At 40.7% G+C, this 21,913-nt stretch carries 16 protein-coding genes and 2 pseudogenes; 4 read left to right on the forward strand and 14 right to left on the reverse strand.

All coding sequences use genetic code 11. The annotated features are described in order from the left end of the window. Nucleotides 1-23: 23 nt before the first annotated feature. Complete coding sequence (locus R7Z78_RS23360) at nt 24-359, reverse strand: hypothetical protein (RefSeq protein ID WP_140302014.1); 336 nt, start codon at nt 357-359, stop codon at nt 24-26. A 544-nt stretch (nt 360-903) separates the two neighbouring features. Between R7Z78_RS23360 and R7Z78_RS23365 the strand changes: the two genes are divergently transcribed. After that, nucleotides 904-1,569, forward strand: coding sequence for a hypothetical protein (locus tag R7Z78_RS23365; protein ID WP_053349478.1), 666 nt, complete (start codon nt 904-906; stop codon nt 1,567-1,569). A 1,124-nt stretch (nt 1,570-2,693) separates the two neighbouring features. Here the strand turns inward: R7Z78_RS23365 and R7Z78_RS23370 are convergent. From R7Z78_RS23370 to mobH, 4 genes are read right to left on the reverse strand one after another with little or no spacing between them, the layout of a single operon-like run. After that, nucleotides 2,694-3,344, reverse strand: coding sequence for a DUF4400 domain-containing protein (locus R7Z78_RS23370; RefSeq protein WP_140134527.1), 651 nt, complete (start codon nt 3,342-3,344; stop codon nt 2,694-2,696). Nucleotide 3,345: 1 nt separating this feature from the next. Next, nucleotides 3,346-4,893, reverse strand: coding sequence for a conjugative transfer system coupling protein TraD (traD, locus tag R7Z78_RS23375; RefSeq protein ID WP_025624834.1), 1,548 nt, complete (start codon nt 4,891-4,893; stop codon nt 3,346-3,348). Beyond that, nucleotides 4,868-5,200: a hypothetical protein gene (locus R7Z78_RS23380; RefSeq protein ID WP_140134529.1), complete on the reverse strand. Its 333-nt coding sequence runs from the start codon at nt 5,198-5,200 to the stop codon at nt 4,868-4,870. Before R7Z78_RS23380 ends, traD begins: the two co-directional genes overlap by 26 nt. Continuing rightward, complete coding sequence (mobH, locus tag R7Z78_RS23385; protein WP_169643922.1) at nt 5,193-7,040, reverse strand: MobH family relaxase; 1,848 nt, start codon at nt 7,038-7,040, stop codon at nt 5,193-5,195. Before mobH ends, R7Z78_RS23380 begins: the two co-directional genes overlap by 8 nt. Before the next feature lie 140 nt (nt 7,041-7,180). On the opposite strand from mobH, the gene R7Z78_RS23390 reads away from it, so the two are divergent. Next, the gene (locus tag R7Z78_RS23390) at nt 7,181-7,696 is read left to right on the forward strand and encodes a hypothetical protein (RefSeq protein WP_140134533.1); all 516 of its coding nucleotides are present in this window, start codon (nt 7,181-7,183) and stop codon (nt 7,694-7,696) included. Nucleotides 7,697-8,120: 424 nt separating this feature from the next. Here R7Z78_RS23390 and R7Z78_RS23395 read toward each other — a convergent pair whose 3' ends face one another. From R7Z78_RS23395 to R7Z78_RS23430, 8 genes and pseudogenes are all read right to left on the reverse strand, one after another. After that, complete coding sequence (locus R7Z78_RS23395) at nt 8,121-8,306, reverse strand: hypothetical protein (RefSeq protein ID WP_118121315.1); 186 nt, start codon at nt 8,304-8,306, stop codon at nt 8,121-8,123. A gap of 613 nt (nt 8,307-8,919) precedes the next feature. Further along, nucleotides 8,920-9,891 carry a ParB family protein gene (locus R7Z78_RS23400; protein WP_140134535.1) on the reverse strand — a complete coding sequence of 324 codons (972 nt, stop codon included), beginning with the start codon at nt 9,889-9,891 and terminating at the stop codon, nt 8,920-8,922. 8 nt (nt 9,892-9,899) lie between these two features. After that, the gene (locus R7Z78_RS23405; protein ID WP_158297105.1) at nt 9,900-11,132 is read right to left on the reverse strand and encodes a ParA family protein; all 1,233 of its coding nucleotides are present in this window, start codon (nt 11,130-11,132) and stop codon (nt 9,900-9,902) included. A gap of 519 nt (nt 11,133-11,651) precedes the next feature. Continuing rightward, nucleotides 11,652-12,722 carry a replication initiation protein gene (locus tag R7Z78_RS23410; protein ID WP_140301970.1) on the reverse strand — a complete coding sequence of 357 codons (1,071 nt, stop codon included), beginning with the start codon at nt 12,720-12,722 and terminating at the stop codon, nt 11,652-11,654. A 1,609-nt stretch (nt 12,723-14,331) separates the two neighbouring features. Next, a pseudogene (locus R7Z78_RS23415) lies at nt 14,332-15,378 on the reverse strand (DUF3387 domain-containing protein); the annotation flags it as partial. After that, nucleotides 15,306-16,139, reverse strand: coding sequence for a hypothetical protein (locus R7Z78_RS23420; RefSeq protein WP_169643924.1), 834 nt, complete (start codon nt 16,137-16,139; stop codon nt 15,306-15,308). The pseudogene R7Z78_RS23415 and the gene R7Z78_RS23420, both read right to left, overlap by 73 nt. Next, nucleotides 16,132-17,415 carry a restriction endonuclease subunit S gene (locus tag R7Z78_RS23425; protein WP_169643926.1) on the reverse strand — a complete coding sequence of 428 codons (1,284 nt, stop codon included), beginning with the start codon at nt 17,413-17,415 and terminating at the stop codon, nt 16,132-16,134. The genes R7Z78_RS23420 and R7Z78_RS23425 overlap by 8 nt, the downstream gene beginning before the upstream one ends. After that, entirely contained in the window at nt 17,405-19,108 is a 1,704-nt protein-coding gene (locus R7Z78_RS23430) for a type I restriction-modification system subunit M (protein ID WP_169643928.1), read from the reverse strand. The genes R7Z78_RS23425 and R7Z78_RS23430 overlap by 11 nt, the downstream gene beginning before the upstream one ends. Before the next feature lie 174 nt (nt 19,109-19,282). Here R7Z78_RS23430 and R7Z78_RS23435 point away from each other — a divergent pair. Beyond that, nucleotides 19,283-19,915, forward strand: a pseudogene (locus tag R7Z78_RS23435) (AAA family ATPase); the annotation flags it as partial. A gap of 50 nt (nt 19,916-19,965) precedes the next feature. Continuing rightward, nucleotides 19,966-20,832, forward strand: a complete 867-nt coding sequence (locus tag R7Z78_RS23440; protein ID WP_169643932.1) for a hypothetical protein — start codon at nt 19,966-19,968, stop codon at nt 20,830-20,832. Between the two features lie 95 nt (nt 20,833-20,927). Here the strand turns inward: R7Z78_RS23440 and R7Z78_RS23445 are convergent, their stop codons facing one another. Continuing rightward, a complete protein-coding gene (locus R7Z78_RS23445; RefSeq protein ID WP_115206688.1) occupies nt 20,928-21,896 on the reverse strand; it encodes a hypothetical protein in 969 nt (322 codons plus the stop codon). Nucleotides 21,897-21,913 lie beyond the last annotated feature (17 nt).

Below are 21,913 nucleotides of genomic sequence, written 5' to 3' on the forward strand. Positions count from 1 at the left end.
ATCACTCAATAGCCAAGAATGGATCAAGTGCTGAGTGTCACACTTTTTCTGTCAATAGGGGCTTGGTGAACACTTACTGAAACGCTCTCTAATAAAGCCTGAGCCCTTGCGTCCCTACCCTGCTCTATACGCTCATCGTTACCTAAATAGTTTGCAGAATGCTCAAGAGCTTTGTCATATTCACGCTCACGCTCCTGCAACTCATTAATTAGCTCTGTCAACCTTTGATTGGCTTCATTAAGCTTAATAGCCTTATTACTCATGTCGCTGAACAACAAAGATTGAAACTTTTCTGTTACGCGGGGCAGATTGCTACGTGACACTATAGCAAAGAACTGACAATAAAGATCAAAACTCAATTTCACTCAATAGGCCAACTCAAAGCAAGAAGTAACAATAAAGTTCGAAACTTTTCGACGCTTTTTGTCATAGTTTGTCTTTTGCTGTAGCAAGCTTTTGCCCCTTTCGTGTTTACCCCCTTAAACGAACTAGCCCGCCACTGATGATTTTGCCCAAATTCTTCTTATCTGTGCAATGTCTAGTTCTTTGGGGTCATACTAACTGCAAAGCACAAGAGGGTACGAGATACACTAGTTAATGTCTATTAATGATATTAATTGTTTAATCATTTACAAGAGTCAATGTTTAGTTAGCTCTCTATATAATTTATTTACATAATTCACCATAAAAACCTTTTGCGATGTGAGTGTCTTGTTATTTTTTGTACTCGATAAATACTGATTCACTTAACATATTCAAGATGAACCATCTAATGTTATGTTAAAAAGTAAAACCAAGTGCTTTTACATGTTTGCAATTGACATTTTACACATGCACTGTTGCCATGTTGCAATTGTTGTAACGTGCTATTTATCGCTATAATTAATAATAAAGGAGTTATACGTGGGAGTGATTAAAACTAGAAACTATAAGCTTGAAAACGCAGTACAAGAGCCTGTCGTCTACCTTGCAAATTTAATGAATCTTCAAGCACACATACCGTTTATACGGAAAAATAAAGACTGCATATTACCAGTACTAAGTGGAGTTTTACTTTATCGGCAGCTCAACCATACAGAAAAAAGAAATGTTTTACCGCAAGCTAAAGCTCTGGGAAACGTTAAGTTTTTTGGTGCTATACAAACTCTTCTCGCCCAAAACCTCGCAAATCCTGCTTGGAACAAATGGTGTTTATCTGATGGTGAGTTGCGAAATTATTTTGAATCAAACAAACTAGTTAGTGAGTTAATAGGCACGTGGTTTTTCACAGTAGAACCAAAACTAGAAGTTGCATTTCTTGCTAGTTCAATCTTTTCTTTAGTAACAGTAGGAATAGGAAATCATGCAATCGAGGCGTCAGGTGGCGGGATAGCAAAGCAGTCTTTAACCCTAGCATCAAAGAAAACGGGTATAAGTGTTTCACAGACTACTATATCGAATATCGGAAGAAGCGCAGTAATTGTTACTGTTTTAGCAAGCGTAATGAAAATGATGACAGATACAGAAGTTAAGAAAGCCCGAGAGGAACTGTTACGTCGAGGTTTGCTAACCGTTAGGGATTTACAATGATATTTTGGATGTTAGCATACACTTTCTCTTTAGTATTAATAAACTTGCATACCACTTCTCTCATTAAAAAAATAAACACTAAAGCTAGATTGAGAGTACAAATTGCATTTTGCTTTAGTTTATGTTTGCATCTATTCGCACTATCGACTTTAGTAATAAAAGCTATGGTTGTTTTTGAAATTGAGAGCACAACGCAAGTCTCCTTGATAACTATTGGAGGTGTTCCATTGTTTATTTCTGTTTGGCTAGCAATACCGATCAATCACTTTAAACGTGACTAGATTAATTAAGTTGGTTGTAACATATGTAATGACCCAGAGAAAAACTGGACATGATATTTTTCACTCTAATATGTAGTGAATGAGTTGATTTGACCAATCGATAAGAGGTTTTGCAATATATCTAGTTATCCATCAAATGCTAATTTAGCAAAGACTGTAACCAACTTTTGTCCAAAAACGATTCTGAGATTAAATATCCTTTATAAGGAGCAGTGCTTATCCTGTAAGCACTGCTCCTTATAAAGTTTCAATCTTTAATGTAAAAGTGGCGAACTTTATCGTCAGAGTTTCGATCTTTGTTGTCCACCGACAACTCATGTATTTTTGCCTCTGAATAGATTAAACACACACGCTAACAGCAATAAGGAAAGAAATCAGTGATCAGGATATTGGTGTTGTTAGCTTTATGGGAAAGCGAAAAAGTAGATTTAGATATAGAAAGCCCGCCAATAATAGACGGGCTTCTATTGTTTCTCTGCCTATTCGGCAGTAGTTGGAACATGTGATCGTGTTTTACTATTGTCAGCTACCTATTCGGCAGTGGTTTAGCCGCCTATTCGGCGGAGGTTCTGACAGATCACATAATGTGACTCCTAGCGCTGCAAGCAACTAAGCCATGAAGCCACACGCCGCCTATTCGGCGGAATTGCACATTGTAAGAGTATGCCCCTCATGTGTGGAGTGAGTAGAGCTAGTCACTTCATTTCCACGCCATCTACACTTCGAAAAGCGGTACTCTACAGATCAAGAATAGACTAAGAGTTGAATATTGAATAAAGCATAGGGAAAACAGGGGATCGGAGGCATCAAACTTACACTCTCCGACCCCTTAATTAACTACTGCTACACTCGCTTGATTGTGTTCGCTACAATTGTCATGACCGACATTGAGTAGACAGCGCAAGCTATCGGTACAAAATAAACTGGAAGTGCCAGGGGAACTGTAATGTAGAACAGTGCAACCAGCGGTAATGAGTACAGAACTCGCCTACTAATGCCATGCCTCATTGGTGATGAGTATTCAAAGCCATGCTTCTTAATCTCTCGTATCCAATATCCACTCATCATTGATGCAACGGTAAAGACAATCATTGCCGCGATCCAGATTTTCAACCCCCACAGTCTGAGTAGAACGAAATCCAAGTTGAGCGCCAAGCCCCAAATAGCCTGATCTACACTTTTCCAAAATCCAGTATTGAAGAACAGCCTGTCATTGATATCTTGTCCTTTCAAATACTCGACTGGCAGCAGCACTTCTCGGCACCATTGTATAAAGCCCGAATCCACTAGTAGCGAGTCCGACAGATATGACACAGATTCATAAATTTCAATTGCCTCATCAGTACCGACAAAAAGAGACATATTTTCCAACTCTTGCTGCATACTGGACTCAACAACAGAAGGTAAAAAGAGTGTCGCAATTAATAATATCGGCATTACCAGAGTAAAAATTAGCGTAATAATAAGCCCTGTATCTTTCTTGTCCTTTGCCATATTACTTCCTTGGTTTCGCTAGAATAGGTACACGACCTTTTTTGAGGTTCCCCCCAACAAACGAGGCAACATACTCCAAGTTAGGGAGCTGTCCCATTAGTTGCATTGGAAACATGTCAGCTTCTTCTTCCATTAAACGCTCACCAATGTTCGCTCCTAACCCATCCAACTCATCGTTGGAAGCATTAAAGCCCTGTGTTCGCATCACATATCGAACTCTTGTTTTTGGAACCTGTGCTAAGACTCGCTCTTGAGTAGGAACGTCAGCACATCGAAAGCTTATGAAATTATTCGTTGATGCAATTATTTGATCAGCCTTTGCCTTACTACCCAATTCAGCTTCAAAATCAGAGACAGTCTGTGTCGCTATCCATAAACGGAACCTTGCGCCACGAGCTTTGTTGACCATTTGTATTAACGGTTCACACAGCATTTCACTCGCTTCATCTACAAATAGATTAATGACTTTGTCATCTTCATCACCGTAGTTGTAGCGATCCGAAGCTACAGCAGCCGCATCAGCAAGAATCATTTTCCCTATTGCGCTCGAAACCAATCTATCCGAAAGTGAATCCGTACCAATGATCAGCACCTTGTTGTCAGCGATGATATTTTTCATGTCGAATACTCCGCGAGAATCATCTAGGTTGGTTGGAGATAGCATTTCTGCCAGCTCACCATTAGTGACTTTAGAAAGGTTAGCCAACAGGTTGCCCGTTGATTGCTCCAACGTTCTTCGCTTGTCGATGTACATACTCGCCATTGATTCAATGGTTGCATTTGTGAACTTGGAAGCAACTCTGTTTCGGTAGTAATCAACACAAAGTAACGCTCTCACTTCTTCGTTCGTTGACGATTCCAATTTCGAGTAAAGCTTATCTTTCCAATCGACTCGATTAGCTTCACACCACGCAACTACCGCCTTTTCAATAAGCAAGCCAAAGTGTTCGTAGTAGTAACGAATTGCCGTGAGCGTAACTTGTTCGTTAATTAAGTGCATGGCGTCGATCAAATACTGCAATACGGTGTTGGCAATATCTCGATAGAATGAGTCTCCATCTTCCGGTATAAGTGCTGTTACCCTTGCAGCCAACTCAGAAGAACGAGAAAAATTCTTTAGAGGGTTAAGCCTAATTGTGTCTCTTGGATAGGCAGGATGCCACATGAGGTATCTATCAGGCTCCCCCATCGCTGCACATGTTCGTTCAGCAATAGCTCTAATGTCCTTATCACCCTTCGGATCTAGAAAAATACAGCATTCTTTCCTCAAGATAAGCTGAGTAAGGACAAGATCGAAGAAGCGGGTTTTACCAGAGCCAGAAGCTCCCGTGATAAGAGTGTGTAAATCAGCCCACTTGAACATAAATCGGATATCTTCTTCTTTTTCCAAGATACCATGTATATATCCACTTCCTTCCGTGACATTTTGCTTACCAATGATGTCATCCATTTCACGTTTGGTAATGTCGTAGATTAATTGAGCCTCGTTGTAACCTACAGAAGATCCCCACCCCAGGAATAAGCTATTTTTTACTGTTTCGTTGGACACGCTCGATCACCTCTCCATCTATACCAAACATCTTCAGTGTTTTAGTGCTACTTGGATCTATAAACTCCAATGGATACCCTTTTAGTCTTTTCTTTCTAATATGAATTTCGAAAGCTTTATGACCGGTGACAACACCAATGACAATACAAGCAAGTGCCGCATACCAATACGTTTGCTTGGGTACTTCAAAAACATAAGGCAGACAAAATAGAACCATTGCGGCAATCAGCCACGTAGCGATCAAGTAAGCTTCGTAGTTCGTTCTGTAAGGGAAGTTGTATTTGGTCGGGTTCGTACTATCAGTCATTGATTACAATCTCCGGTGAATCAAACAGATCAAGCATCGAGACATTTTTAAGCTCTAACTCTGCTTTCATGACAATATCCATCACTGCGTCATTTGGAACTTGAATACGCTGTTCTTGAACTTCATAGTCGTAGTGCTTGGCAATGAATTGGGCTATTGGAGTAGTAAAACTAACGATAGATGGACTCTCGTTAGTGGATAGTTCAGGTTGTTCGTTTAACTCGGAGTGTTCAGTTGACACATTATCGGTCGCTTCATCCGGTGTATTACTTGAACTATCTGCATCTACAAATTCAGATTCGTGTTGTTTGGTATAACTCGGAACTTCAATTTCCTTTGGTGCATCATGCTTCTGTTTCGATACCGGTGCTGACGGTTTTCTTTCAACAGCCTTTAGAGTGAGAGATTTACTAATATTTTTGAGCACACGCCCCAATGTTTCTTTACTGGTTTCATGCGTCTTTTGTTTATGCATATTGCCACTAACAGTGTAATCAGTTGGCTCATCAAATATTTCTTCAATAATCTCGCTATCCGGTACAACTTGCTCTTTTGGTTGTGGCTCATCAACCTTTTCTTGTACAGGCTTCGCTACTTTCGGGCGCTTTGAGTGTTCCTTGAGTGAGTAGAGCTTTTCCGGCTCAAGAACTAAACGTTGGACATTACGAAACTTCAGACCCTTAACCTTCACCGGTTTCTTAGCATCACCGAGTATTTCAGGGTAGATGTCAAAATACAGTTCATCACCATTACTCGTAACTTGTCCTTCTTCAACCATGATTCGGGCTAGAACTTCAGGGACGGACGGAATGTTATACCCTGCATTTACCATTTCTTCGACCAATTCATGGACAGCGTTATTCCAAATTACATACAATTGTTCTTCAACAAACCACAGGTACGCCGACTTCTCATTTACCTTCCATTTTCCAATGAGGATGTAATGACGAATCAGGTCGCAAAGTAATTCTGAAAGCGGGACTCGCTTGATCTCTTTTGTAATGTGAGAGTTGCGAGAGAACATATCAGCTTTCGTGGAGGCGCTATCCGCTTCGGCAATAATTTGCGGCATCGGATGAGACATGTTTGTTTTGCCGACACTTGCCAACATCATTGAGTGAATATGCTTACCGTCATAGCACTTCTCTAACCATGACCACGTTTTGGCAGGAATCAAACGCTCCATCATCACCAATGAAGCATTTTGATGCTTCATATGCCTATCGCGGTTCCATGTAATGAAGTACCGTTCTATCTGATGTTCAGCAGCCCAAGCATGGATCGTCGTACCGCTTTGAGCATCCCAAATAACTCGTTCTGAAGTTTTCGCATTACCATCGTGAACTTGTACATCTGCTAGTATCTTACCGGCATCATGCAAAAGCCCCGCAAGTATTGTCCCTGTGCGCCACTGGATATTACTTTGCTGTGTTTCAGTCAAACTACCAACGGTAACTGGAAAATGTGTCATCTGCGCAGCTCTCATAGAACGGTGCGCAACGTCTAGTGAATGCGAGACTAAACCGCCGCCAGTGGCGTGATGTTTGTACTCCGAAGCGGGAAGTAAGTCTGCATAACGAATGAAGCTTTCAAATACCGGATAGATATATTCGTTAAAGACTTCTTTACTAACGCCGATTTCGTTTCTGATCGCGTTAATTTGCCCCTGCATACGCTCAAGTAACACATGAGGCTGAACCACCGGAATGCCTATTGGATTTGGAGGATATCCTATGGCATCGTCATCGAGGTTACTTAAACCATACATCTCGCGCTTTGAGTCTACAAATGCTTGCTTATCAGCTTGCCAAACTAGCTTCTTGAACCAACGTTTAAGCATGTTTTCATACACTCCAAAAGCAAGGCGAGATACCACCTATTTTTCTTAGAACAACCATATTTTCATAGACCTCTAAACTTTGGAAATCACTTCTAAATGGTACATTGGCGGTATAAGTTTCCTAAATCCAAGAGAGTGATATGCGTACTGCAACAACGACTTATCCATTTTCTGCTAGTCAATTCGTAACTTGGGGTACGCACCGTTCTATCTCACCACGAATTAAGGGCATTATTGAGCATTACGCTCACCATATTGCCGTAAGCAAATATCAACTTCAGTCAGTTCCACAACCACAAAACGTAGATTCTTGGCTAACCAATGAAAACATGCCCTCTGTTGTGCGCTTGGCTACCTTGGCAAAGTCTGAAGAAAACATTGCGTGCTTGTTCAGAGACTTAAATCTATATGGACGCATAGACCAGATGTATCAGTACGATGGAACGTACTTTCTCGTAGATACCAAGTCCCATGCATCCCCAACATTTTCAGATCAATTGCAGTTAAGCTTTTATTCTTTCATTCTGTCCCGATTGGGGTACAGAATGGCTCCTGCTGCGTTTGTTCGCTCATGCTATGGAAATCAGGTTCACTATGAAGCAGTTGACATTATTCCTCATGATGCAATGTCAGAGATTATCGGAGAGGTGGAGTAGGGAAGTCACCTTAACAAAGTTAAGATAAAGAAAGGGCAAGCCAATTTCAGCTTGCCCTTATTGTTTTTACCAGTACGTCTAGCCAGTAATGTTGAGTATAATTGATGCATAGTGTTTGAGTGTCGGTTCAAAGAAGGCAACCCCAATTAAACCAGTCATCGCATAGACACTTAGAAACTTAGTGATTCTTTCTTGCATCGGCTTATTGCTCCCGTAGTGTTGTTTGATGTGAACTTCCTATTTGGTCAAGCATAGAAAGAAAGTCAGCCCAACTCATGCTCTCAATTTTGACTGGCTTTCCGGTTTGAAAAGCTGTTATTATTTTCTCAGCCATTATTACTAATCCCATTAATAGTTCTGGCTCGATGGTTTAACCATCCGGCTCTTGAAGTTCGCACCTTCAAGAGCCTTTTCATTTCAATTGTTACCGACTAATCAAAATGCGGTTATCTCCCACCTGAACCCATTTAAAATGATTCCCATCGACAATCAATTTTGCTTTTGGAAATCGCCCCATAACATTTTCAAGTGCAAGCTCAAGGTCACACTCATCTGTAAATCGTTCTACTTGCTGCTCCAAGCCTGAGTTTTTGTATAACGTTGCTCTCATAGTGTTCGCATTGATTTGGTTGCTAACTATATCCAGACTATCATTAACGTTTTAGTTCCAAAGAAAAAGGCATAGGATGGAGTGGTTTTTCTACTTTATTTTTTTCGGAGCCATACCCGCTTTCGCTTCCGTTTGCTACCTGCTACCTAAAGCGTCATGGACAACCCGAATCAAAGTAGTTGCGAGTCGGGGATTGTTGAAATTTCCATTTGGCTTAATCTTTGGCTTCCTTGCCATACTGCTCATAGAAATATTCAGAGTGGGTGTTATTACGAATGCAATTCATTGGGTGCTACTTTCACTCTCAATATATCTGCTATTAGCTTGGCTCTACCTATTCCTTTATAAACTGATGCTGAACAGAGTATTTAAACAAGCGATTACTTGGTCAGCGATTATCAATAGCATAATGTTGGAGGTAGGGATTATTGTCGCGTTTGTTGTTACGGGATTTGGTCTTTCACTTGCTCTAAGCTAATCACCTATCCGTCAACACTATTGCTGTGACAACCCCCATTGTTTTGCTGTGACAACCCCCATTGTTTTACTTAAAATAATCGCCCAACCCCTTGTTATATATAGCCTCAAGTATCACTGTGATGAAAGGTTGTTTTTACTCATCACCAGATAAAACACGTTTGATGTATGCATCAATCTTGTTCATCTTTTCAGAACCAATGCGAGAGAACTCGAATTTCACCATGTTTCTATCAGCACTGCGACTTACTTTTGCGTAAGCGTTTTTGTCCTCAAACTCAGCCAGCTTATTTGTCTCCCATGTAGCTTTTTTAGGCTTACCGGTAGTATTTTCTACGACGAACGATTCTAGTAGATCTAAGGTTTCCCTTTGGCTTTCAGAAACGTCATAGCTTAAATCAGTCAGGTTCTTTTTGAACTCTGCCATTGATTTGTCAATTTCTTTACCCGCTTTAATTAGTGCTCTTTGGTATTTAGCAAGCTTGCTGTAGAAACTATTTGGTATACCCTCAAAATCCACAAATACTTTGCGCATTGAAAGCTCAACATTATTCGCTTCGAGTCGCTTACGTAGTGACTCCCTACCGATTGAAAGTGCTGCTGCTAAGTCTTCAACCTTAGTATTTTCAACATCAATACCTTTACGTTCCGCTATGGTCAAAAGATACCTTGCATGTTCAGGGTAAGACCAACGCTTAACCTCTTGGCTATCATTGATGATACCAAGCATTTGATCGTCCCTAACATCTTCCTGTAACTCCCACAGTGGTAAATCAACACCACCATTGATACACGAAAAACGACGACGACTTGCATCTAGAAGCAATAGCTTGCCAGTGGTAGGGCATCTAACAGCAACACCCTCCTGGTTAACGCCGTTCTCACAGATAGACGGAAAAATGTCTCTGACAGCGTCTAACGTAAGTGCTTCCTGGTTACGTGGGTTGAGAGGGTGAATATCTGTTTTGGACTCAACTTCAGATGCAGGGATGACAACACGCTTAGCCGTTACCGCCCCATTTAAATATGTTCGAGTCTGAGAGCTGGTTAGGCTACTAGTGCGTGACTTGGCGCTGCCAGTCAACAAGCTCTTGCCTTTTTTCATCATTGATTTACCTACTTATTGTTCTTACTTGTTAACGCTTTCAAATCGGAGATAAACGTATTGTATACCTCGTTCACAGAATTGATTGCATCATAGTATTGAATATCAGTACATGTACTTTCAGAACGAATGATGTCATAGATAGTACGATTCTTGTCAGCAGCTTCATGGAAGAACGGGCTATGCTTAATCGCCTTAGTGATCATATCGCTACCCACCGTTCTTAGAAGTCGATCATAAGTCTTACGCTCTTGCTTATTCGCCTCGTTGTAGTTTACCGGCAAGATTTTGAACCACTTCACGTTGTCACCTTGAGATGGCAAATCCTCTAATTGCTCAGACATAGTTAGAAGGTAAGACATTGTACTAACGTAGTCGTAAGTTCTTGGCGTTACGGGAGAAAGGATCATATCGGCAGCTTCAATAGCTGACCAAGTAATAGGGCTATTTTGAGGTGGTAGGTCTAAATAGATGATGTCGTATTGTGATTTCAGAATTGGCACAACTTTGTTGGCAAACGCTGTTAGCAATTCAACACGCTTTTCTTTGTCCAGTGACCAGTAAAGTTTTGTAAACTGCTCGTCCGTTGGGAAAGCTGTCATGACATCGAGGTTTGGTAAATGTGTCGAGAATGGTGCCGCTAGAACTACATCCTCAAAGCTATGTCCTGCTTCTTGGAATTCAGTTGCTTCATTTACAAACTCTTGAGAATCAAACTCTTTAAATAGTGAGCGAAGCAAGTCAGATAGTGTGATGAAAACTTCCTCACTCTCATCCTCTACGTTAATGATACCTCGCGCACTGCCTTGAGGATCGAGGTCAATAATAAGAACACGAGCATTCAGATTGAGGTCTAGCGCCGTTTTAACAGCAAGTGATGTGTTCGTCGTGGTTTTACCCGTACCACCTTTGTAGTTGCTGACTAACACAACTGTTGAATCATGATTATCAGAGAACTTTTCAAAGCCAAAGTGGTTCATTACGGCATGCACTTGCTCTAGTGTAAACATGTGGCTTCTATTGTAGAAGTAGGGTTCATCAATAACACCTTCTTCAATCAACTGTGCGATTCGTTTGTTATACGTGTTTTTCGATAAACCAAGAATATCGACTCCTAGAGTAGTTTTGTTGACAGCATGGTTATGGACTAGGCGCGTTACACCATTTTCCAAAAGGTCATCTTTAAAACGAATCGCTGACTGTTCTAACAGTTCTTCTTTAAGCGATACGTTTTCATGAAACATTCTGGTTCCCAGGTCGGTAGCTTTTTCTTTGAAGTTCATTCGTTATTAATCCTGTTGGGTATGTCCTTTAAGTTAAAACCAGACTACATGCAAATTGAACCTTTAACAAGTTCATTTTGTATTTTTTGGTTCATTTTCTTGCCAGAATCAAAAACAATAAGTAATAAGCTATTTTCTTATCTCATATAGATTATGGATTTAGGAAAGATTTAATGGGGTGATACTTTGAAGCTATAAGGTTATGAAATTAAACAGAGGATTTGACCGGCATGAACATTATTTATCCTAAGAACGCACCCGAAAAACTTAGAAAGAAAACAGAGAAAGCACTAAGAATGCTGAGCGAAGGAGCAGTAAGGTTTCGTGTATCAAGTCGGTACGGCTATAAAACTCTGAGCTTGGGCAAGTACGAAAGGTTGGTAAAGACCGGTGAAAGCATACATATCTTCAGCCAGCATAGTGACTATGAAAAGTTTATCAACCAAGCAAGGTAGGGGAGCCTTGCTTGGTTTGGCTAAGTCATTTTTTTAAGAACATTTGTTCAAACAGGTTGTCTACCTCACGGCGTTTTTCAGCCAGCTTCAGTTCTTCTTCATTAGGTTCATCTGGAATCCTATTGCTCTCAACAAGTTTATTTATTTCAGCTTCCAGAACTTCAGCATGTCCTTCATTGCCAAGTCGTAAAAACAAACTATGAATCTCACGCAGTGTTGGTAAAACATCACCACCTTCAGATTCAATGTCTTGCTTCTGTTTCATCAAAGAAGATATTTTGCTGTAACAAGCTTCAGCTTCCTTAATGCTGAGTTGGTTCTTCCACTTGACCAAGAATCGAATTTTACAACCGCCATCACTGGTTGGCTCAACCTCATACCCTTGTAGTCCGTCCTTAGTGATGATTTCTAACTTATCTTTAGCGATTGGATTCGTAGCAATATCCGCAAGTGCAGGGGCAATAATCCGACCAATAAAGGCACTATGCCTCATGTATGTTTTCTTGAGCACTTTGCCCTTGTCGGTTTTAACACCAAATAGTACCTGAAGCTTATCCACCGAAATGAAATACATTTCAGTCTGATTGGAACGGTAACGGCACAAAAACTCAAAAACTCTTTTGGTGTTAGGGTTTGTAAGCTTCTTAAATATCTTGTTATCAATTTTGGCGTGACCGTTTTTGTGGGAGTTGATGATGTATAGCTGTCTAAGTTCGCCGTTAGGTTTAATTGTAAGCGTTCCATCAGCATAAGTGACTTTAGCTAAAAGCGGATAGTACGCGAACGACCCCTTGTCATCTTCAATCCCTATTTGTTTCTCGCCAAGAGACTTAGCGGGTTTCTTCAGGGTTGTAGCCAGGTACTTAACATCAATATCAAACCATTGAGTTAACTGACTCGTGTTGAATCTGTATTCAGGAACAAAATGTTGATCGTTATTCTTGTTCCAATCACTTTCTTTCATATGGGTTAGCATTAATGCGAACATGTCCATCATTCGGCATGTAAGACTAGTTGACGCATAAATTAACCCATGCGTTTTAAAGTGATAATCTAAGTGGTCTTCAGTAACCAGCTCTATATTCATTTCCGTCATACGTGTACTTAAATTTGTTGTTTCACCACAACACTCGGTCCAATAGACACAAAACTCAGTTCATACTAGCACAAGGCTAAGTAAAAACTAGCACAAAACTCAGTTTACAATGGGAGGAATGTCACGAGTTGTTAGTAGTAGCATTCTCCTAAAGAACATATCCCCCTATGCAATAATGCATATAAAACATTGATTTTAAACGTTTTAATGCATTATACCATTTGCCTTGGGATTTCCTAAACCTCAAGTTGTAAATGAACTCTCTGAATAGACCCACCACAAAAAAAAGTACACAACCACAAAACAAAGTACACAACCACAAAACTCAGTTCAATTACCACAAAAAGAAATACAATTAGCACAAAAACAAATTCAACTTTCCCCAAAAACCAGCATAACTTCACAAATTTTAAGTGCTCAACCACAAAAAAAAGTTAAGATGTACAAATATATGTATGCTTTAAGTGAACCTTGTTCCTCATGACCATATAAAACAACCTGTGCACAAGCTGTTATTAACCTGTGATTTGCCACAAAAATAAATTCAAGTAGCCACAAAAAAAAGTCGAAAGATCACAAAATTAAATCTACCTATCACAAAAAAATGATCGTTCAACACAAAAAAATGATCATTCCGCACAAAAGCAAATACAGAAACACCAAAAAGAAATACGCAGCAATACAAAAAAACTATTAATAATCATAACCTTGTGGGAATTTCTCGCCCCTTATAGGTATATATAAGATCTTAGAGGTGATCATAAGTCTCTAAAGGTAAACAGAGGTAAGATCATAGGGTTATAAAATAAACAATAAAATACTTTTCTATTTTTCTTAACTTAACAATGTTAAGTGTACCTGATGTCCGTTTAGGAAAGTGAGCGAGGTATGATTGAATCATTGCGGTATGACTACATCAATTGCAGTGATTACAGTTATGTACTTGAGTTTAAGTGACACTACCACTGAATCTGCAACGATGTTGTTTTGGATCTTTATTAATTCATTAGGAATAAGCAGTTAGCTTATTAGTTACAAATGAGAGAGTTTTGGGCAATTTTGATTGAGGATGTTGACGGTCATAGATTGTTGAAATCGGAAGGCATTACATTGGAGTTTGACAGCTTTGAGCTTACTGAGCTTTATAGGTGTGAGCTTGCAACGGAGTATTACGAAAGAAGAAGTAGTGATAGAACGTGGGCATGTTCGAGTGTTTATGTTTCTCTGCTGAACAACAAGAGTTGGCTGGTTAAAAATGAACTTGGTGGTGTAGGAGAGGAATAAAGATTCATACTAAACAGTCAAGCAACCCTGATCGAACCGTTTAATCTTAGACATGATCAAAAATAAAGATTCATACTAATTTCTACAACCAAGTCTGAATCGGGCTACCACTGAATTTTAAAGTATCATACTGGTTTCTTCATCACAGCCCCAACCAACGCTTTCAAACTCGTTTTTGGACAAAAATCAGTTAGAGCCGATAGTCTAAAAAACTCTCTATTCATTACTTAATGTATTCTGACTGAACCGATACTCCCACTAAAGTGGAAGTCAATGATAAATAAATATGCAAAAGGCGAGGTTTCACCTCTTGCCTATATTAAAATTATGCTGCATACCATCCATCAGCCAGCACTTCAGCTTGATCGAGAACTAGCTTAATCGCCTCCTCTGCCGCATCAGGCGGGTATTTCCAGCGACGCAGTAAACGACGTACAAGGTTGCGCATACGAGCACGGACACTCTCACGTTTTTGCCAGTCTACCGTAGCGGATTTACGCAGTTGGTGAGTGAGTTCAATGGCGAGTTGACGAAGGTTGTCATCGCCTAACGTTCGCACGGAAGCCTCGTTGGTGACCAATGCACGGTAAAACGCAATTTCATCAGTGGAAAGCCCCAGCTTTTCCATCATCTCAGCGTCAGCTTGCATCTCTTTGGCCCACTGGATCAGCTCTTCAATTACCTGTGCGGTTTCAATGTTGCGATTATGATATTTCTGCAAAGTCGACATAATACGGTCGGAATATTTCTTTTCCTGCACAACATCGTTTTTCATTCTTGCTTTCACTTCGTCGCGCAACAGCTTTTCTAGCAGTTCTACGGCTAAATTCTTCTCTTTCATATTGGCGACATCTTCCAAAAACTCAGGAGAGAGCAAGCCAATATTCGGTTTATCTAAACCAACCGTTTTAAAGATATCATCCACTCCATCGGCAACCACCGCGTTATTCAAGATCTGGCGCAAAGCAGAATTACGTAATTCATCACTACGCTTTTTATCAACTGTTGAGTGTTTTAAGAAGGCGGTCTTGATCGCTCCGTAAAAGGCGGTTTCACTTTTATAACCATCAACCTCATCCAAGGTATTACACAATGAGAAGGCTTTCATCAACGCAGCCATGACATCAAGGAAACGGCGTTTGCCATCACGAACTTCTTCGCCTTTGCTGTTGCGGTGTGAGAGACCTGAGATATGGTTCACGGCTCCCGGAAGCAGTTGCAGCGGTTTGGTTTCAAAATCCGGACGATAGTTGAAGATGTCACCATCAACAGGCGTGGCAAACATACCGCGAATTACGTCTATTTTTTCCATGAAGACAGCGAAAGCTTCAGCGGTATCAACGGTTGGCTTTCCCTTACCTTGGCAGTTTGTGCATACCCCCCAGAAATACTGTCACCAGAAGCCAGTTCATATAACTCTTGTATCCGGTTGTGTTTCTGCTCTGACTGCTCGGATAAACGTGACAAAAATACACTTGTATCTGATTCTAACTTCTCAAGTTTTGACTCTGTTTTATTAATTAGCTCTTTATTTGATTCGCTGACATTCTTCTCTAAATTACTCTTCCAATCTTGATAGTTATTTGAACGTTTCTCTTGTGCTTCAGAAAACTGCTGTTGCCATTGCGATATCTGTTGATCAACTTCTTGTCTTCGATTTTCAATCGTTATCTCTAGATCAGACTTTTCTTTTTCTAAATTACCGAACTTTTCCTTTAGAAGCTGAAACTTATCTGCAAGGTCATCATATGCTTCTCGTAAATGCTGCTGCTCAACCTGTTCTCCCACGATTGAAGGTGCAACAAGCCATTGCTTACCATTAAGAGCATTAGTCAGATGGTTATTCGCATTACGAATATGTGCCGCATTTCCATTTTGGCTGAAGCTATTTACTTGTTGCCATACATTTTGATGTCTAAGCGCGTTATTGAAAGCATCTAACTCTCCAAAAGCTACCAGCTCTGCATCGATGCTTTGTAAATTGGCTTGAACTCGTCTAATAATATTTTCGAAACGCCTTACTTCGGAGATATCATCAGTAATCTCATCAACTTCAACCTGCACCCAATTGAGAAGTTGAATAAGAGTCTCATGTAAAGGATGATTTTCTAATTTTTCGGCCCAACTAGACATTTGTAACCTCTAAAGAATCGGTTAAGGAAAGTTCACCAGATAACAGCTTAGGAAGTAGCGTGTCGCGTAACCATTCCAAAGTTGCATTCTGTGCTCTATTTTGAGGAATCAACTGATAAAACTTATCGAAGATAGCGGAGAAAGCCTCACATAGCTCAACTGGTGGTACTGCCATTTCCCAGTTCATGATTGCAGTCTTATCACCACGCGGCATTTTTGCGCCTTTCGAGGTTCTAGTCATGTACTCGAAGAATGTATCTTGATAGAGCACGTTCATCAGATATGACTCAGTGTTTGCACTAACTGATTCAAAACCAAGAACATCATTGGATCGACCACCACTTCCTTCAGCCAACCAGATCTTCTTAAAGTAAGGGCGGATGTTTGAAACTAAGATGTCTCCCGACTTATATGCTGCGACCGTTTTAGCTGTTGGAAGCTTAGATGCAGCGGTTACACCTTTCTTTTCAGCGAGCATATTCTCTGTCGAGATATAATTTTCAAGTGTAATCGTGTCGGTTTTTGTTCTTGCTGAACAGTATTTTGCTACGTCGCTCAAAGTGCCAACATCCCAGCCTTCAGGTATCAAACCAAGCTCAGACTCAACGAGCTTTTCGGGGAATAGCGAGGCAGTAGCCGCATCCATGCCCTCCGGTTGTTCACCATTCATCTTGGCTTTTACGGGGTCGAAATCGACAAACCATGACTTGAAGATGGCTTGTGCCATTTGTTCTAGGGTTTGGTTGGTTTGTATATTTAAAGCTATTTTGTCGTCAAGTTGCTCCAAAAAGTCTGCAATATCAGTTTGCTTTGCTCTAGAAACATTGGGGAATGGGTATTCTTTTAAGAGCTTAGCGTTCAAGTTTTGCTGCGCTCCACCATTTTTCAGATCAACTAACTTTTGATATTGAGTACGGAGGTAGTAAAAAACAAAACGATAATCAGCTTTCGTCGGTTCAACAATTAAATTACAACAGGCTTGATTAGTTGCCACTGGTATTTTGTTTATTGCAACCCTACCTGCCGTGTCACCATTACCATACATAGCTATGATTACTGAATTTTCCGGAATTAGTTTAGCTGAGGACTTTGCAAGGGCCTCTTCTGTAATATGAGTCTCCGCTGAAAAAATCTTACAGTTATTCACTTCCTTAGTTTTAATCCAAGGTATTGTCCCATCGATATAAAACTCTTTATTTCTTGTACTTGGAGTACCTCCTGAGCACACTTTTTCGCATATGTCTTGAATTTGCATTAAGTCGGAATCAAAGCTCATAACCCAACCCCGCTAGGTTCTTCTTGATCTCTGCTTCTAGCGTTGCCGATTCAGCAAACTGCTCGCTCAACTTGGCGGTTAGCGTTGCCATCTTATCACCAAATGGAACACCATCGTCCAGTTCTTCTGCTGCGCCAACGTAACGCCCCGGAGTCAACACAAAATCGTGTTTCTTGATCTCTTCCAAAGTTGATGATTTGCAGAAGCCTGCTTGGTCTTCATATGCTACGCCATTAACTTCTTCACCTATTTTCCAAGCGTGGTAAAGGTCAGCGACTTTCTGAATATCATCACCAGTAAAATCACGTAGTACACGGTCTTTCATATAGCCAAGATTGCGAGCATCAATAAACAGTACTTCTCCTTTACGATCACGCAGTTTTCGACCCGATTTATCGGTACGAGCTTTTTTGTTTTTGGTTAAGAACCAGATACAAGCAGGGATCTGCGTGTTGGTGAAAAGTTGCCCCGGAAGCGCCACCATACACTCGACCAAATCGTTCTCGACCAAGGCCGCACGAATTTCGCCTTCGTTGTTGGTGGTTGAACTCATCGAACCATTAGCAAGTAACAAGGCTTGAGAACCATCTGGTGCAAGGTGGTAAAGCATATGCTGCATCCAAGCAAAGTTGGCGTTCCCTGATGGTGGTGTGCCGTATACCCAACGTGGATCGTTATCATCGACACCTGTGTTCCACTCTTTCATGTTGAAAGGCGGGTTAGCCATGATGAAGTCAGCTCGTAAATCAGGGTGTTGGTCGTTGGTATAGGTACTGGAAGGCTCCTTACCAAAATCGTAATCCAACCCACGGATTGCCATATTCATCGCAGCAAGCTGCCATGTGGTGTAGTTGTATTCCTGACCGTAAATCGAGATTCTTTGTTTTTGCGTTAGCGGATCAATCTCTTTTTGGTTAGCACGGCGCTCAATAAACTTCTCTGATTGCACAAAGAAACCGCCCGAACCCATTGCTGGGTCATACACACGGCCTTCAAACGGCTCAATCATCTCAACAATCAGCGAAACGATTGATGCAGGCGTGTAGAACTGGCCGCCTTTCTTACCTTCAGCAAGCGCAAATTGGCCTAAGAAGTATTCGTAAATGTGACCAAGAATATCCTTGCTGTTAAGCGACTTATGATTGAAGGGGATGGTCGCGATTAGGTTAATCAGCTCATTCAGTTTTGCCTGATCAATTTTTAGCGATGCGTAGTGCTTGTTGAGTACACCTTTTAGCTTCTGGTTGTCGCGCTCAATACCTTCCAAAGCGTTATCAATCAGGTGACCAACAGAAGTAATTTTCTTCGTCTTACCATCAATAACCAAATCGGCAGCGCCAATGACCATCGGCCCATTGTCTTGCAGGAACTTCCAACGAGACTCTGTTGGTAACCAAAACACGTTTTTCTCTTTGTAGTAATCGCGCTGTTCCAGCTCAATCGCGATTTCTTGTTCAAGCTCTTCAGCCGTGTAACCTTCAGGATCGAGGAAATACTCGTGGTCAGGGTTGGCAAAGTCTTGTTTTAGCTCTTCTTGGCGCAGCGTGAAGGCGTCAGACACGTATTTAACGAATATTAAGCCAAGCACCACATGTTTGTATTGAGAGGCATCGAGTGACGCACGGAGTTTGTCTGCGGCTGTCCAGAGCTTGCTTTCCAGCTCTTTCAGGAATAGTTGTTCTTGTTCGTTCATTACGGGTTTCTTGAGTTCGAAAAATTGGCCTTATGATACCAGTAACTACGCAAACTTCCTTGAGTTCTGCCTTACTTAACAGTGATTTTTATGAAGTAAGGAGCACATTATGGCTGCCAAAAAAATAATGATGCGAATGCAAGAACAAGATTCAATTACAGGCTAAAGAGGCTACATATTGAAAATTTGAAAGGAATCACAGACTTCCCCTTGGACTTTAATGATGAAAAAAGAGTAACCGCAATCATAGGTATGAATGGCTCCGGTAAATCGACAATTATTCATGCATTGGCATGCACATTTAAGCCCAAAGGGAAGCAAACATCAAAAGACTACAATCGATTATCGGATTTTTTTACTCCCAATAAACACACTGATTGGGAGGATGCACGTTTCACCTTAGAATTTTCCTTTGATGAACGAAACCCCAATAAAAAACCACAGGTAACACGTAAATCCGACAAAGAAATTTTCTATAAAAAGCAAGGAGCTAAACAAAGTCGGTGGTTACCAATCTACGGACGAAGGCATGAAAGAGAGAGTGCACATATTGGTCTTCAAGACTTAGCCACACTAAATGAAGACAAACACGCCAATAGATATAAAGAGTTTGATACAGAGCAACTTGCACACAATGCGGCAGATAAAATCAAGCAAGACATGATTTATATTTTAGGTCGAAATTACGAAGCTCTTTACAGCCATACATCTCGCAAAGGCGGGAAAGTTCATACCATGTTCGGCCTTGAATTCAATGGGACAGCTTACAGTGAGCATTCCATGGGAGCTGGTGAAAACGAGTGTTGACTATTCTTTATACATTGCATAGTCCAATTCTTGCAAACGGAGGTTTCCTTTTGATCGATGAAGTTGACGTCTTACTTCATGGTGCAGCCTTTAAGCGATTAATCGAAAAAATCATTCAAAGATCAGAAGAAAATAAAATTGAAGTCGTTTTTTCTACTCATCGAGAAACCATTACGGATTTTAGCAACGATATTAATATCGTTGGTGTTCTAAATACTGGCAAAGGCGTAATACCTATGCCTAATACAAATCCCCAAATTATGAGTCAGCTAACTGGAGATTTGACGAAGCCTTTTCATATAGCTGTAGAAGATGAGCTGGCAGAAGAAATTTGCCTTAACTTAATTTATCGGCATCACATGCAGGATTACATCGAAGTGACGAAGTTCGGTGCATGGAGTAATGCATTCGCTCTTCTAGCTGGTAAAACTCTAATGGGTCATGATATTTCCAACACTCTATGTGTATTGGATGGTGACGTTTGTCGTGCAGCAGAGGAACGAGAAAAAGAGGTCAAAAGGCACCTCAATGGAGATGACCGAAATAATGACCGCATGGCAATATTGCAACAAATAAAAGAATTTAAAATCAGTCATTTTGCACCAAAAGGTCAAAAAGGTAGCCCTGAATATAACATCAAAAATCTATTTGAAAATAACGAATACGACGATGCACGGCTTACTGCTCTCGCTGCGTGCTCAAGGGGTGTTGTTGGTGAGGACGATTGGCATTGCTATTTCGATCGCTTGGCTAATGCTTCAGGGTACAGACAAGCCAGACAAAATATTTTGGAGGCGATAGAAGATACTGAGGAGTGGAAAAAATATTGTGCTGAGATATCCAACTGGATAGAGGGTAAAGCTAAAGATGTACAAGTCAATGTGATGCTACCTGAACCAATCTTGGAAGAAGCGTAGATAACCTAATCATTTGCTCGGCGAGTTATCACTACTAACTCGCTTTTGTCCCAAGTAGACCGGAAGATCACAATGAAGAATGACCGCGAATAACTTTAGGTTGGTAGCTTAGCCCGTAATTCTAGTTCCGAAAAATCACCATACTTATCTAAAGCCACCGTCAACTCGTCAGATAGTGGCAAATCATAACCCACACGAGGACTCTCAACATATCGGTCATACCTATCTCTAAAGCCTTTTAACGAGTTTGCTGAACACCCTATTATATCTGCCAAGCTTTTAATCGTTCTTGTCTGGTTCCCAAAACCCAGTCGATTAAGATGGCCAAATTTTGCCAAATAAAGCGCCGATATTAATAGGTCTGTTCTATTAACTTCTGACGTGGGCATAGGGGTACGCAAAGTGTCTTTCTTAGGAGTGAATATTTCTGACTCATTTCCTTGTAGTTGGATATTGAAGAAAGGTTCTATCAATTGCCAACTGCGTAAAAACAGTTCAGATGTATCTGCCACACCATTTCCCAATGACAGTAGTGGTTCCATCACTTCTGATTTGAATTCGGATCTTGTAAGAATAAAGTCAAAGTTTATCTTTTCATCATTCGCCGATATTTCTTGGAGTTTATCCTTCACCACATCAAGTTCAGAACAGACATTCGCGTTAGTGAATGGTGAGACAAAATAAATAGAAGATGTTTGATCGGGGAAATAGCGCTTCGCAATTAGTGCTGATCTAACTAGCTTTTTATAAACCCTCATTGCCGTTGTTAATTTATCACCATAATTCAACCCACCAAGGTGAAAAGCTACATCTATGAAATATAGTCGGTTGTCGTAGAATGAAAGTCCTAGTACATCAACCTCTGCTTGACGCAATAGTTGCTCGTAGCCATTTTTTCCAAAAGCTTCCGGCCAAAGTTCGTGAGCTGTATCGAAAAGTTCCGTTATCTCATCAGACTTAGGCAACCACTCAGGCGATGCTTTCCAGTTTAACTCAGCAAACTCACAACCACGGACATGTCGTAGCCATGAGCGCAAAAGAGATTCTGCTATTTCAATCTTCACAATACGGGCTTCCTCGT

The sequence above is a fragment of the Vibrio sp. 1167 genome (genome assembly GCF_033340375.1).
GTDB lineage: Bacteria > Pseudomonadota > Gammaproteobacteria > Enterobacterales > Vibrionaceae > Vibrio > Vibrio alginolyticus.

Excerpts from the sequence above, each read along its gene's own strand:
- R7Z78_RS23405 (WP_158297105.1), bottom strand. The coding sequence starts at position 11,132 with ATGTTTCATGAAAACGTATCGCTTAAAGAAGAACTGTTAGAACAGTCA.
- R7Z78_RS23395 (WP_118121315.1), bottom strand. The coding sequence starts at position 8,306 with ATGAGAGCAACGTTATACAAAAACTCAGGCTTGGAGCAGCAAGTAGAA.
- R7Z78_RS23400 (WP_140134535.1), bottom strand. The coding sequence starts at position 9,891 with ATGATGAAAAAAGGCAAGAGCTTGTTGACTGGCAGCGCCAAGTCACGC.
- R7Z78_RS23370 (WP_140134527.1), bottom strand. The coding sequence starts at position 3,344 with ATGGCAAAGGACAAGAAAGATACAGGGCTTATTATTACGCTAATTTTT.
- R7Z78_RS23430 (WP_169643928.1), bottom strand. The coding sequence starts at position 19,108 with ATGAACGAACAAGAACAACTATTCCTGAAAGAGCTGGAAAGCAAGCTC.
- R7Z78_RS23380 (WP_140134529.1), bottom strand. The coding sequence starts at position 5,200 with ATGACTGATAGTACGAACCCGACCAAATACAACTTCCCTTACAGAACG.
- R7Z78_RS23410 (WP_140301970.1), bottom strand. The coding sequence starts at position 12,722 with ATGACGGAAATGAATATAGAGCTGGTTACTGAAGACCACTTAGATTAT.
- R7Z78_RS23390 (WP_140134533.1), top strand. The coding sequence starts at position 7,181 with ATGCGTACTGCAACAACGACTTATCCATTTTCTGCTAGTCAATTCGTA.
- mobH (WP_169643922.1), bottom strand. The coding sequence starts at position 7,040 with ATGCTTAAACGTTGGTTCAAGAAGCTAGTTTGGCAAGCTGATAAGCAA.
- R7Z78_RS23420 (WP_169643924.1), bottom strand. The coding sequence starts at position 16,139 with ATGTCTAGTTGGGCCGAAAAATTAGAAAATCATCCTTTACATGAGACT.
- R7Z78_RS23425 (WP_169643926.1), bottom strand. The coding sequence starts at position 17,415 with ATGAGCTTTGATTCCGACTTAATGCAAATTCAAGACATATGCGAAAAA.